Annotated in this window: 13 protein-coding genes and 1 tRNA gene; 5 read left to right on the top strand and 9 right to left on the bottom strand. The window is 41.6% G+C overall.

Annotated features, from left to right (window positions below; translation table 11 throughout):
- Positions 1-3: 3 nt before the first annotated feature.
- From BKH46_RS05110 to BKH46_RS05080, 7 genes are all read right to left on the bottom strand, one after another.
- Entirely contained in the window at positions 4-399 is a 396-nt protein-coding gene (locus BKH46_RS05110) for a hypothetical protein (RefSeq protein ID WP_143428913.1), read from the bottom strand.
- On the bottom strand, positions 386-673 hold the full coding sequence (locus BKH46_RS05105) for a DUF2018 family protein (RefSeq protein ID WP_095225761.1): 288 nt from the start codon (positions 671-673) through the stop codon (positions 386-388). Before BKH46_RS05105 ends, BKH46_RS05110 begins: the two co-directional genes overlap by 14 nt.
- Positions 657-1,973 (bottom strand): histidinol dehydrogenase, encoded by a 1,317-nt coding sequence (hisD, locus tag BKH46_RS05100; RefSeq protein ID WP_216358699.1) that lies wholly within the window; start codon positions 1,971-1,973, stop codon positions 657-659. Before hisD ends, BKH46_RS05105 begins: the two co-directional genes overlap by 17 nt.
- A gap of 99 nt (positions 1,974-2,072) precedes the next feature.
- Positions 2,073-2,507 carry a Dps family protein gene (locus BKH46_RS05095; RefSeq protein ID WP_095225759.1) on the bottom strand — a complete coding sequence of 145 codons (435 nt, stop codon included), beginning with the start codon at positions 2,505-2,507 and terminating at the stop codon, positions 2,073-2,075.
- Positions 2,508-2,658: 151 nt separating this feature from the next.
- Positions 2,659-3,660 (bottom strand): ATP-binding protein, encoded by a 1,002-nt coding sequence (locus BKH46_RS05090; protein ID WP_253248310.1) that lies wholly within the window; start codon positions 3,658-3,660, stop codon positions 2,659-2,661.
- Positions 3,661-3,727: 67 nt separating this feature from the next.
- The gene (locus BKH46_RS05085; RefSeq protein WP_095225758.1) at positions 3,728-4,030 is read right to left on the bottom strand and encodes a hypothetical protein; all 303 of its coding nucleotides are present in this window, start codon (positions 4,028-4,030) and stop codon (positions 3,728-3,730) included.
- Positions 4,030-5,070 (bottom strand): flagellar basal body P-ring protein FlgI, encoded by a 1,041-nt coding sequence (locus BKH46_RS05080; protein WP_095225827.1) that lies wholly within the window; start codon positions 5,068-5,070, stop codon positions 4,030-4,032. Before BKH46_RS05080 ends, BKH46_RS05085 begins: the two co-directional genes overlap by 1 nt.
- A gap of 226 nt (positions 5,071-5,296) precedes the next feature.
- Between BKH46_RS05080 and BKH46_RS05075 the strand changes: the two genes are divergently transcribed.
- The 4 genes from BKH46_RS05075 (at position 5,297) to BKH46_RS05060 (ending at position 7,854) form a co-directional block, all read left to right on the top strand.
- Positions 5,297-5,374, top strand: a tRNA-Pro gene (locus tag BKH46_RS05075).
- 338 nt (positions 5,375-5,712) lie between these two features.
- Positions 5,713-6,933, top strand: coding sequence for a hypothetical protein (locus tag BKH46_RS05070; RefSeq protein ID WP_095225757.1), 1,221 nt, complete (start codon positions 5,713-5,715; stop codon positions 6,931-6,933).
- On the top strand, positions 6,923-7,459 hold the full coding sequence (locus BKH46_RS05065) for a hypothetical protein (protein WP_095225756.1): 537 nt from the start codon (positions 6,923-6,925) through the stop codon (positions 7,457-7,459). Before BKH46_RS05070 ends, BKH46_RS05065 begins: the two co-directional genes overlap by 11 nt.
- Positions 7,456-7,854: a hypothetical protein gene (locus BKH46_RS05060; protein ID WP_095225755.1), complete on the top strand. Its 399-nt coding sequence runs from the start codon at positions 7,456-7,458 to the stop codon at positions 7,852-7,854. The genes BKH46_RS05065 and BKH46_RS05060 overlap by 4 nt, the downstream gene beginning before the upstream one ends.
- Before the next feature lie 270 nt (positions 7,855-8,124).
- On the opposite strand, the gene BKH46_RS05055 is transcribed toward BKH46_RS05060, so the two are convergent.
- Positions 8,125-9,183 (bottom strand): type I restriction endonuclease, encoded by a 1,059-nt coding sequence (locus BKH46_RS05055; protein WP_095225754.1) that lies wholly within the window; start codon positions 9,181-9,183, stop codon positions 8,125-8,127.
- 452 nt (positions 9,184-9,635) lie between these two features.
- Positions 9,636-11,543: a DUF1561 family protein gene (locus BKH46_RS05050; RefSeq protein ID WP_095225753.1), complete on the bottom strand. Its 1,908-nt coding sequence runs from the start codon at positions 11,541-11,543 to the stop codon at positions 9,636-9,638.
- Positions 11,544-11,732: 189 nt separating this feature from the next.
- Between BKH46_RS05050 and BKH46_RS05045 the strand changes: the two genes are divergently transcribed.
- A complete protein-coding gene (locus BKH46_RS05045) occupies positions 11,733-12,674 on the top strand; it encodes an AraC family transcriptional regulator (RefSeq protein ID WP_095225752.1) in 942 nt (313 codons plus the stop codon).
- The last annotated feature ends 220 nt before the right edge of the window (positions 12,675-12,894 follow it).

Raw genomic sequence — 12,894 nt, 5'->3', positions numbered from 1 at the left:
TCCTTATTTTCTCAAAAATTGCGCATCTCCTGATACTCCTATCCATAGCTTGGCACTCTGGTCTTTTGGGCTAAAGTCCCTAAATGCGACATACAAATACGAAGCATTTTCCAAATGCCCCTCTCCAAAAAGCTCCAAACGCAGCATATCTCTCTGATAATCCCTATAAAGCACAAATTGATGTGGGAAACCATCATAATTCACATACAACACAAGCCCAAAATTTTTATACAAAGTCCATCGCAAAACAAGGGGCTTTTCTATCGTGTCTTTATAAACAACCCCTTGATATATCTGGTCTTTTTTCAAAGTAATATTGCGGTCAAAGCTCCAAACTGGCTCTTTGCCCCACGATACTAGCACAAAAATCAAGACCCAGCAAAGCCTACTCATTTTCACTGAGTATTTTAGCCATCGATTCAATAGCGATATTGTTTTTTTGGTGGGCGACCTTTTCTTGAAATGCTGTATCTTCCCGCAGTTTCATATGCAATTCTCTCAGCCTGCCCTCTAGCTCAAAATCCTCAAAAGCCACTTCATAAAAAGCTTGCAATTCAAGCAACCTCTCTAGCTCCATAGAAGCAAGATTGCGACTTGCATTAAAAATCACATCTTTCCATTTTTCAATCGGAGAGCCCTCAAGCACCTCAAGCTCATCAAAGTTTTCCCACATTTTTTTCTGCTCCTTTCAATCTGGCTAAAACTGCCTTTTTATGGGCCATAAGCCCCTCTAAATGTGCTAAAGCCGCACAAGACTCACCAAGCTCTGCGATCGCTTGAGTCGAAAAGCTAATCACAGAACTTTTTTTCATAAAATGCTCCGTCCCTAAAGGAGAAAAATACCGCGCACTGCCCCCTGTAGGGAGTGTGTGATTGGGACCTGCGAGATAATCACCGATTGGCTCTGGGGTATGCTCGCCTAAAAATATCGCCCCTGCGTGCTGGATTTTAGGGAGGATTTCAAAGGGATTGTGCGTGAGTATCTCTAGGTGTTCAGGAGCAATCCTATCACTCAAAGCAACGCACGCTTCTAGGTCTTTAGCAATGATGATAGCCCCACGATGTGTGATACTCTCTCTGGCAATATCTGTGCGTTCTAAAGATGGTAAAATCTCTTGGAGAAATTGCAAGCTCTCTTGGGCAAGGGATAGGCTTGGAGTGATGAGAATAGCGCTTGCCATTTCATCGTGTTCAGCTTGTGAAAGCAGGTCGTGCGCGATATATCTGGGGTTTGCCCCATCATCTGCGATGATAGCAATCTCACTAGGGCCTGCGATCATATCGATAGCGACTTCGCCAAAGACTAGCTTTTTGGCCGTGGCAACAAAGATATTGCCCGGTCCTGTGATGACATCAACCTTCTCAATCCCTGCAACACCATATGCCATCACACCAATCGCACTTGCCCCACCGACAGCATAAATCTCTTGGATTTGGCATAGATGGGCAGCTGCGAGCAAAAGCTTATGGGAGATACCATCAGGAGTGGGCGTGCAAACAACGATTTCTTTAACACCTGCGACAATCGCAGGGATAGCGTTCATCAATAAAGAGCTCGGATAAGCTGCCTTCCCCCCTGGGATATACAAACCAGCACGTTGCATAGGGCTAACCTTTTGCCCTAGGATACTGCCATTGTCTTCAATATCAAGCCAAGTTTTGGGCTTTTGCTTCATATGGAAGGCATAGATACGCTCATAGGCTGTATGCAGAGCCTTTTTAGTCGCGCTATCAAGCCCATCATAAGCCTCTTTGCAAGCTTGCGGGGAGATAATAATATCTTGGAGTGATTGGGGCGCCCAGCGATCAAAGGTCTTGATGTGTGCTAAAACTGCATCGATTCCATCTGTAGCGATTTCACAAAGTAAGTTTTGGACTTTTTGGTGCACATTTTTGATATCGAGTTTCCCACGATTGAGTATCTTTTGGAAATTGACTTCAAAATCGGCGTCGGTAGTATGGAGTATTTTTATCATCACAAACCCTAGTGCTAGCTTTTAGTTATAGATGGAGGTATTATAACACAATCAAGAAAGATACAAGAAACACCCCTCAAATAAGGGGTGGAGCGATTAGGCTAATTCTGCTTTGAGCATCCAAAGGGCTTTTTGGAGCTTAGCAGTCTGTTCATCAGCATAAGCCACAGTGACTTTGTCGTTTTCTTTTTCAGCTGTATCTGATAGCTGTCTGAACTCTTTTTCAAGGTATTCATAATCTTGCAAAATGCCCTTAAACACATCGCTAGATCTGAAATCTGATCGGGTTTCTTCTTTGACTTTAGTGAGCTTTAAAGCTTCGCTCAAGGTCACCACAGGCTTATCACCTAGTTGGACAATGCGCTCAGCCAAATCATCAAACATATCAGCAAAGTTTTCATAAATTCCCTCTGTTGCCTTGTGTGTATTGTAAAAATCTGAGCCTTTTACATTCCAGTGGAAATTATGCACCTTCATAAAAAGCACGATCGAATCAGCCTGAAGTTGTTTCAAAATTTTAACGCTACTCATGAAAAATCCTTTTATCGAAAAATTTTATCTTTTGAGATAATCTCAATCATATAGCACAAGTGTAAATAAATCCAAACCAAATTCACATTTCAACATTCCAAATGCTACAATCATCTTTTATCGTTTGATTTATTTTTAAAAGTTTTTGGGTTTAGGTGTTTGCAAGCTCGATTTTAAAGGTCTTTTCTGCGGTATCTAAAAGCTCAATACTCCCATTATGGGCTTGGACTATCTGCAAAGAAAGTGCGAGCCCTAAGCCGTTTCCTTTGAGTTTGGTGGTTTCAAAGGGTTCAAACAGCAAGGCTTTATTTTCGATAGCTTTGCCATTATCGCTGATAGAAAACACAATCTTATCCCCCATAACAAATGCTTTTATCACAATCTGGCCTTGGGATACTTCGCTATCTTCGATCGCATCGATGGCATTATAAATAAAGTTTTGGAGCACAATCCCCATCAAATCCCAGTCAAACCACGCCTCCTGCGCAGAAAAATCAAACTTAAAATCAATCACCTTGCTGTAAGTGTATCGCTCAATAGCCTCTTCTAGCTCCTCACAAAGAGCATTGAGGGCATAGGGCTTTTTATGGATTTGTATGTCTTTAGAAAAAAGCAAAGTCGCAGCAATGATACGCTCCACCCGCCATAGCGCCTTTTGGATCTCAAAGACAATGGGCTTTGAAGTGCTATCAACGCGCTTGAGCAAGGTAGAAGCAAGCAGAGAAATAGAGCCGATGGGATTGCGGATTTCATGGGCTAAATGTGCAGAAACTTGCCCCATTGAAGCAAGGCGCTCTTGGCGTTTTTGGGCTGTGATGTCTGTGGCTGTGATGATTTGCTTGTTTTGAATACTATTATTTTGGAACAAATAAGTCCTCCCCTCAGCCTTGACTTCACCATCAAAATCCAACTTCTTGGCCTCTGAAAAAAGTGGCTTGAGCCCCTCAGCTAAGGTATTTTTATAAAAAAAACTCCCATTGCCATTGATCACCCATATCGCTTGGGGCAAAATCTCTATCACCCACTCATAAAGGGCTTTGTAGTCTTTGAATTCTTTTTCGATTTTATAGGTTTGGAGGATAAATTCGTTCAAGCGCTCTAATAATTCTTGCTTATCCTTGGGTTCGAGCTTTTGGAGCAAGGACTCTCCAATTACCCCTTCATCGGCTGTGTCAGTCTTTGGGGTGTCTTGGAGTGTGAGTGTGTTTTTGCCCGAAAGCTTATCGCTTGCCAAGTTGCTGCTCTTTGAGGAAATCAAACAATAACTGACTATAGCCAAAACTCCCACTGAGCTCTTTAGAAAGCTGGTCTTTGTAGAGGGATTGATAGATTTCAGCGCCTGCTTGCTTGGGATACAAGGGGTCATCAAGCTTCAAAGAAGTATCTAAAAGAAATTTAAGCAACAAGGCCTCAAAGGCGTCTGTCTGCTCTTTTAAGACCTTATCATCACGGCTATTGGGCCGATGGTCTAGCACTTGTTGCACAGCAGCATTTTCATAAATCCCTTTTGTATCTATACGCATCATATCACCTCAATTTCAGCACTGATAGCGCCACTTCTTTTCATTGCTTCAAGAATAGAAATCATACTCTTAGGGCTCGCCCCCATCTTTTGGAGGGCTTTGACAACACTTGAGATGGTCGTGAGCTTGCCTTGAGTATTTAAGGTGCTTTCTTTTGGGTCAAAAGTCGTGTCTGCATCGAGCTTTTGTGCATCGCCATCTATGGGAGTATCGCGTGTGATTTTGATGGTAATATCCCCACTGCTTACCACCACAGGACGCACAACAATCCCCACCCCTGCGACAATTGTGCCTGATTTTTCATCGATAATGATTTTTTCACGATGGGAATAATCCACCTGCACCTCTTGAACCAACGCAAGGAATTCTATCATACTCAACTTAGCAGGCCGGACTATCTTGATAGTTCTAGGGTCAATGGCTACTGCAATATCTGAGCCAAAGACCTCATTGAGCGTGTTTTGGATTTTGATAGCATTTTGAAAATTAGAATTTTTCAAGCTCAATGTCATGCCTGTCTTGTCATAGAGATCATAAGTAACCTCGCGTTCTATAGTCGCTCCATTGACCACCGTGCCAGAAAGCATATTTTGCGAATTCCCTAGCACCACTGCACCTTGCGCGATTGCATAAATATTGCCATCAACAGCATTTAAAGGCGTCATCACCAAAGTCCCTCCCTCAATAGACTTTGCATCACCGATTGAAGAGATTTGTATATCGATTTTATCGCCCTGCCTACCAAAGGGGGGTAAAGAGGCTGTAATCATCACAGCTGCGACATTTTTAGACTTGATATCTTCAGGAGAGATTTTGACATTGACACTCTCTAGCATATTAGAAATCGATTGCATCGTGAATTTAGAGCTGGTCTTATCGCCTGTGCCATTGAGCCCTATGACAAGCCCATAGCCGATGAGCTGATTATCTCTGACACCAACGATATTAGCAATATCCCCGATTTTCTCAGCCCTCAAGAGCACACAACACGATAAAAGCGCAACCAACACACACAAGGTCAAACGGCTTTGAAATACCATAAAAACTTTCAATTTCTCTCCTTGCAAATGCTCTCCTTGGCGATATTTCGGCAATATTTCCTTATCAATTTAAGAAAAGCTTCAAAAAGCAAAATATTTGCCTCATTTCAAGTGATTTCAAGCAACAAATATTCCATAACAAGCACCATATGAGTTGGAGCAAAAGTTTCTAATTTTCCTCTGATTTCTGTGATTTTGTGCTATAATCACACCCTTGCTTTGCAAACGGAGTATAGCGCAGCCTGATTAGCGCGCACCCTTGGGGTGGGTGAGGTCGTGGGTTTGAATCCCGCTACTCCGACCATTATTTCCTACAAATCTCCTAACTTTATTTAATGAAATTTTTATCACGCGATTATTTTTATGGCTTTATAGCTTTTGTCGTGCCTTTTGGCTTTATCGTGCCTTGCTTAGATGATATTTTAGATTATATTTGTCCTTCAAAACCTGTAAATGGTTTTATTTTTGACACACTTTTTGGCTTTAGACAAAAATAGTGGATAAATTTCCTGACCTTTCATTGTAAAATAATCTTGATTTTGATAGAATTCTAAGCATTAAGTATGCTTTGATTTGCCCTTGATATGGGGGGGGTTAATCGGGTGGGGATAGCAGTGATTTTGTGTCTGTATGGAGAGTGGCTTGACATTAGGGCTTAAAAGGAGCAATAAAGTTGTCTTTATGACACAAGATGGGTGTATCGATACCCATTTGCGTCCCATAACCCCCTCTAAAAACAGCAAACTCCTCTCTTGTATCCCTTTGAGTCATCTCATCAAAGGACAAATCCGCGCCCCAAAACACACATTGCCCGCAGATGGAGTGGATACCAAAGATTGGCTGTATGTGCGTTGCCTTGAAATGGGTATTTTTGAAGCCAACCTGCCTTATGTTTTTGTGTATCTCTGTGAAGATAGCCCCTCAGAGAGTGTATTCCATATCTATGCACTCCTAGCAACTTCTATCAACCCCCATCAAGTCTGTATCCCTGATGTTTTCTTGCCGATGGTTTTAGAGAGCACACTCAGAGAAGCACATCTATTTTTGCTCGGAGAAACTCTTGTGTTTTATCATCAAGGCAAGCTTGCTTACACTGCCTTGTGTCAAGATTTTGATGGGATTATCAATGCCCTAGATTATATCCATACAATCTATTCAATCTCCCCAATAGCCATCTATGGAGAGGATACAAGCTACCCTGAATTACCCGTTCCTTTTATCCCATTAAGCACCTTAGTTGCTCGGAGCCCTCAGCCCATAGCCACGCTCTCTTTTTTGTATTTTGCGCATAAAACCCCCAAAGCACTGCCTCTTTTAGTCTTAAAACCTGCCTTTTCTTTTTACCAAAGCCACACCTCAAAGCTCCTCCTCTTGATAGCTTGTGTGACACTTTTAATGCTCATATATCCCATGATTGAACTATCTGAAAGCCTCTATATCAAGCACCAAACCCAAAAACTCATCGACCAAAATCTTGCGATCTCCCATCAGATCCAATCACTCAAAACTGCCTATAAAGCCACTGCGCCCCAATCTTTAAAGCCCATCACGCAAAAAGATTTGCTAGCTATTCATCAAGCCCAGACTTCCTATATCCCTCGCTATGCACTCATCGCTAAGCTCACCCAGATACTCAAAAGCTACCATATCCAGCTCAAAGACCTCTATGTGAGCGGGGATATTTGGGGCAATGCTGTCGTGATAGGTCTTGAAATCTCAAGCGATTCTTCAGAAAACCTCACAACAGCAATCACCAAGCTCAAAACCTCCCTCCCGCAAGCAAAAAGCACACAAATTTTTAGCCACACCCTTGACGCCCAACCCCCTAGGGCTCAAATCATTTGGACTTACAATGTTTTATAATGGGATTTTGCGTCTTGAAAACTATATTCAAAGCAAAAGCAAGCAAGAATATTGGACACTCATAGCCCTGCTGATTGCATTGATTTTTTCTGTCATTTATTTTTGGCTCTTCCCTCTAACCTCCCAATCACTCGCCCTCCAACAACAAGCCCATGACAAGCAGCAGTCTAACTACCACAACAACACCTTACTCAAAGACAAGCTCAGCGCACACCTCCAAGACACAAAGCCACCCCACACGCCGCCCCTATTAGAGAGCTTCAAAAAAGTATCCAAAGACAATGAAGCACTGCTTGTTTGGCTCCAAACACACACCAAGCACCACCATCTTGAACCCATCGCTGACATCGCTCTACAAAAAGATGGCTTGACCTTGCTTTTGCAAGGGGATTTTCAGGACTTTATGGAGTGGATGCGCGTGCTAGAAGAGCAGTATTTTGTCTTTGTCGAAGACTTACGCATATCCCCACAAGACTCTATACTCACCTATGAAATACAGATTAAAAATCTAGGGAATATGCTATGAGGGCTATATGCTTGATAGGGCTAGTTGGAGTCATGCTCTTTGGTGAGCAATCTTATGAGCTAACCAAAGAAGCCTTTGATACACCGCGCATAATCCCCAAGCAAGCTATTTTTGATGTATTCAACCCAGAAATCCTCCAAAAGCCCCAGCTAGAGATGATTATCAACCAAAAAGCCCGAATCAATGGCAAGTGGTTTGTGCAAGGGCAGCAATTCTCTCAATACCACATCACACATATCCAAAGAGATTCTGTTACCTTAAGCAGCGATTATGAAACCATCACGCTCTACACCCACCCACCCAAAAACTCAAAACAACCCCTCCTCCAAAAGGCAAAAACAAAGCAGCCAAAAAAGAGAGCAAACAAATTCAAAATCACCCACACGCCACAATAAATCCCAAAAAATCAAGACAGATTGCATTTCAAGGCATATCTTTCACCCCCCCCCCTAAACCCTCCCCCTTTTTAATCATTTTAGGCATAACTATCTAAATTTTTATATAGTTTCATAAAAACAGAAGTGAGGAAAATCAGCAAAAGAGCTTGGATTAATTTTTGAGATATTTATGAGTGGTTGGAGCCTCTTGTTTGTCATTTAAGACTTCGGCGATTCTTCCAAAATATGATAGATATTGCTGGATATCTTTTGTTTGCAATAAAAGTCTCAAAGTCTCTTATCTAAGGCTTCATTAATTTCTTTTTTATAATTATAAATTTCGTCAATAGATTCAATATTAATACGATGGTCTTTCCCATTTTCTCCTGGCAGGGTAAAAAATTTCTTTGAGCCATTAAGAAAGAATCTGCATAGCCATTTTGTTACCTTATCTTGATACAAAACACCAAAATAGCTTAGGGTATCTTTATATCCAATATCAGAAATCTTAATATCTTCTCTATCTGCAAAAAAACTACGAACGATATAAAAAGCTTGTAGCTCTTCTTCGGTGGTAACAATAATATCTGTCTCTTCTGTTTGGTCTTTAGCTTGATTCTTTTCCTGATTATCAGAAATATTATTTTTAATTGCAATAATTTTTTCGCCAGCTAGCTCGTTGATCATATTATTAAAGGCACGATGAATATGCCCTCTAAATTCCTCTAAAACACTCTCTGTCATTCGTTTTTCTGTGAGCTGAGAAGCAAAAATACGAACGAAATCGTCAGTTGGCTTCTCTATCTGCTCTTTAAAAATTTTTTGTATATGTTGGTGATAGCGATTGGCACTCGCCATCTTTAAGATATCATCAATATTTAACTCCGAGTGCATAAACCTCTCTAACTCTTTAATACCTCTTTGGGTGGGCTTTTCAAGATTAAAAATAAGAAATGGTGTTTTATCCATCCGATTTTGTGCATCTATATCAGAAAAAAAGCGATATTCTATGCCGTTTGTGAGTATGGCAAATTTTGAAGTTAGGCACGCATTAAAATACCGAACCAACTGATTGTTGTGGTCATCTAAAACTTCTGTGTGTTTTTTTACTTCAATAATTACCAATGGCTCACCATCTCGCATAATAGCATAATCAACCTTTTCTCCTTTTTTTGTTCCAATGTCTGCAGTGAATTCAGGAATTATCACTTCAGGGTCAAATACATCATAACCAAGTGCTTGCAAAAAGGGCATAACAAAGGCATTTTTAGTAGCTTCTTCTGTGGTTACTTTATTTTTGATAGCACCTATCTTTTCACTAAGATTTTTAATTTCTAATTCAATCATTTTTACTCCATACAATTAATGTTTTAAAAATATTACCATAATAGATATAGAAATTTTTAAAATCTTTTATTCTAATTTTATAAAGACTTGAGGGTCTTTATTATTTGCTAAATACTCTTGATATTCTGATGTTTTTACTTGCAAAAGAGAGGTTTGAGAAAAATACCCATCACACCTAGTGGTCTTGCTAAACCCCATTGAGTGCGATGGGTAATCGCTGTTTTTGTATATCCCAGATTATGGCTCTAACTGCTGTATCCTCTGGGATCTTGAAATCATAAACTACTTAAACCTTGTAATCTTATTGATAACTCATATCTATAGTTTTATTGAATATCTATAAAACTTTATATATCCATTTATTAATTAAAAAAATATCATCGATACCTCCTTGAAAGTTTGATTCCCCCTCCTCTGACTTGCCCTTGCTGCCAAGGGGCATAAAAGTCAAGCTATTGCAAAAGACACCTACCGCTCAAGCACTGATTGACCAAATTGCTCCTAGGGAAATGGCTGCTACCGCGTCTATCGCTGCCCTCACCTGTGCAGTTGTTTTGCGACATTGTGAATTGTATGGGGTTCTCATCAGATTGGATAAGCCGCAAGGTAGAAAGGCTAAAAAGCGTGCGGGTATTGCCTAGAGTGATCCGGCTGAGGATTTCAGTGGCTGAAGTCGTCGCATCAAGCTGAGCTCTGAACACATCAAAAGGCGTCTGAGGGACATTAGTAGGGACTAGCACCAAGCCATCTTGAGTGCGTAAAATCACTTGTGCGTGCCCCACTCTGCCACTGCCTTGTGCATTGCTCCTCACGATAGCCACAAGCCAGACAGCGCCCACAGGTGCTTGCAATAGATTATTGATATTGCTCTCAAATTGCGCTTGGGTCGTGGCCGCTTGAGAGAGTATCCACCGATATTGAGGGAGCAAGGCAAGTGATATCGACCAAGTCACTCGACGCACGCGCGTGCCTTGTGTTTCGCCCGGTCGCAAAGGAACGCCTGCAAGAGATGTCGTGAGGGCGACTCTTGCAGCAAGCTCAGGGAATCTCTGTTGGAAGGAAACAAAAGGATCGACCCCATCAGCTGTATCAAAAAAATACCCTCCCGCACTCAGCGCAGGTCTGATACCTGCATTTTCTTGTAGCTCTGCTACCATCTGCAGAGAGTGGAGCAAGCAAACACCACACATACCAATCACGGTCTGTCCTTGTGGGGTATTACTGATAGCAATCTGCCATAATCGCCGCAGCCAAGCTTCATCGAGCCTAAAGCTACTGGGTAAATCCCTCTTGAATCGCTTTTGTGGCTTGTTGGTCTCTTCTTGATCGCCTGGGGCTGGGCAGAAATGCAGATTATCGCCTAAGTTAGCATTGACATAGCGATTCCAATTCCTGATGTCTTGATCAAAAATAAATAGCGATAGAGGGGTATTTGTCGTATCGCCCTCAAGATAAGCACTCTTAGCACTATAAGGCACGCCCCAATTGGGTCCATATTGCGTAAGGCGCAAAATATTGCCCCCAACATCTTTGATGACCCCTTGCACATCTGTCTGGATAGAAATATCCCAAGATTTGTTATCGGCATTTTGTGTGAGTCCATCATCGCAATACTCCCAACTCACCCAATTCCAATCTTGCGAGGGTGTGGTGTTAGACTGCATGCAATACAAAGAGCCACTATTGGGATAATACTGCGCAATATGCCCATTTTCTGGGTTGTAATAGAGGTCTGTGGGAGTGGTGGTGGATTTGTTGTTTTGGATATAGTAAGTCTGCGGGGCTGCACCTGTCTGGGCAAAAAGCCAGCCCAAACTTGTCACAGAGCTGATATTTCCAGGTGTGGCGATTGTTTTTATCCAAGTAGCCATCGAACTATCTAAGGTATGGTCATAATAATCAGAGGGATTTTTAGAAATATAAGCATACCATTTATAGTGCTTGAGTCTGAATTTGCCATTGGCTGCATAAAAGGCATTGTCTTTGATTGTCCAACGTTGATTGGCGTCATTAATCACACAAGGCCGCAAGGTCACATAATCCCATGGCTGGCTTGATACCTCCCCAATACCTGTGACAGATTTGGGCGCTGTCATGCAAAGCCAATTGTTATCGATATGGAAAGCCACACGTTCAAACACATCATATCGTGCGAACTTGACATTGACAGACTTGCAATCATCGATATAAATATACCCCTCCCCTTGCGTGAATACAGGGGCATAGCAATACTCTGCGCCATCGACTTTGACCCTGATAGCCTTATCAATGGGCGTGTCTGTGAGCTTTTGGGGGACTTGCGCTGGAGCGGCGTGCAACAAATAAGCAGAGGCAAGAAAGGCTAAAATCAGTATTTTCATTTTGTTCCTTTTGAATTGAGTTTTGTTCTTGTTATTGGGCTTTGACTCGATTTTATCAGCAAAAGCCAAAAATTAAAGATTATTTTTAATAATAAAAGATATAATAACCATTATTATTATGAATCTGAGATTATAGCAGAACTTGCAAGTTTTATCAACCCAGCACAAAAGTGCATATGAGGAGTGCTGATGTCATTTGAAGATTTTTATCGGGATTTTTACCACCGCGATCTCTTGAAATTACAAGACACACAAACAAGCACATTTTATCAAATCAGACTGAATCGGTCTGTGGGGAATATGGAGGTTTATACCCTTTTTGATGGCGTTGAGCTTATTTTTGGGAGTTTTATGGGACCGAGTTTGTATGAAAAGTCTTTCAAGAAAAATAGCAATATTTTGCATATCACCTTTTGTCAAGAGGGGAGCTATGAAGCCATACTTGAGGGGGATATCCACAAAACTCTGCAGAAAAATTCGCTGTGTGCGCTCAATTTAGACACAAAGCTTTTGGGCTCTTGTATGCCCCAAGGTTTCAATGAAAGCATTAGTTTTTTGATCCATCTTGATATTGCCCATAAAGAGCTGCTGAAGGTATTAAAACACATCAATCTGCTAAGTTTCAATGAAAAAATCTATAAAAATATCTTGTTTTGGGCAAGGGATAGGACTGCAATGAGTATATGCCATCAAATGGGCGTGCATAAGGCTTTGGGGGCTGATTATTTGCGTGTGAAGTTCCTAGAGCTCATGATCCACCTCACAAGCCACGCACACACACCGCCCAAAGCACCCAACAACCTAGCAGCAAGAGTCGATGCATATATCCAAGCCCATTGCGAAGAAAACTACCCCCTATCGCACTTAGCACAGGTTTTTAATGTTTCTATCACCAAGCTCCAAAAGGACTTTTATCAAGCCTATGACTCCTCGCTCTATCAATACATCAAATACCAAAAAATCCAAAAAGCCATCTACCTCCTCACGCAAAATAACTACAAAATCACTCAAGCTGCGAGCGAAGTGGGCTATACCAATACCTCAAAATTTTGTGAAAATTTCAAGAAAATTACAGGCAGAACGCCCCTAGAATACAAAAAAATATCACAAAAACTCACCAACACAGATTGAACCCCTCTCTCCATTTATTCCCCCTGCCCCCTCTAATTATTCCCCCCCTCTCTATACTTGTCCCCCCCTTGCTTTATTTATCCCCTGCCCCTCGCTTGAACCCTTACCCTCGCCCCCCTGCCCTCGCCACTTTTCCCCTCTTTTTTTCTCATCTATTTTGCCCCTCATTTTGACCCCTCCATTATTTGCCCTCGCCACTTTTCCCCTCTTTTTTTCTCAT

This window comes from Helicobacter sp. 12S02634-8 (assembly GCF_002272865.1).
Taxonomy (GTDB): domain Bacteria; phylum Campylobacterota; class Campylobacteria; order Campylobacterales; family Helicobacteraceae; genus Helicobacter_J.
The sequence above is the reverse complement of the archived record's forward strand: the minus strand, read 5'-3'. Positions and strand labels throughout refer to the sequence as shown.

Excerpts from the sequence above, each read along its gene's own strand:
- BKH46_RS05105 (WP_095225761.1), bottom strand. The coding sequence starts at position 673 with ATGTGGGAAAACTTTGATGAGCTTGAGGTGCTTGAGGGCTCTCCGATT.
- BKH46_RS05095 (WP_095225759.1), bottom strand. The coding sequence starts at position 2,507 with ATGAGTAGCGTTAAAATTTTGAAACAACTTCAGGCTGATTCGATCGTG.
- BKH46_RS05085 (WP_095225758.1), bottom strand. The coding sequence starts at position 4,030 with ATGCGTATAGATACAAAAGGGATTTATGAAAATGCTGCTGTGCAACAA.
- BKH46_RS05080 (WP_095225827.1), bottom strand. The coding sequence starts at position 5,070 with ATGGTATTTCAAAGCCGTTTGACCTTGTGTGTGTTGGTTGCGCTTTTA.
- BKH46_RS05065 (WP_095225756.1), top strand. The coding sequence starts at position 6,923 with ATGTTTTATAATGGGATTTTGCGTCTTGAAAACTATATTCAAAGCAAA.
- BKH46_RS05060 (WP_095225755.1), top strand. The coding sequence starts at position 7,456 with ATGAGGGCTATATGCTTGATAGGGCTAGTTGGAGTCATGCTCTTTGGT.
- BKH46_RS05055 (WP_095225754.1), bottom strand. The coding sequence starts at position 9,183 with ATGATTGAATTAGAAATTAAAAATCTTAGTGAAAAGATAGGTGCTATC.
- BKH46_RS05050 (WP_095225753.1), bottom strand. The coding sequence starts at position 11,543 with ATGAAAATACTGATTTTAGCCTTTCTTGCCTCTGCTTATTTGTTGCAC.
- BKH46_RS05045 (WP_095225752.1), top strand. The coding sequence starts at position 11,733 with ATGTCATTTGAAGATTTTTATCGGGATTTTTACCACCGCGATCTCTTG.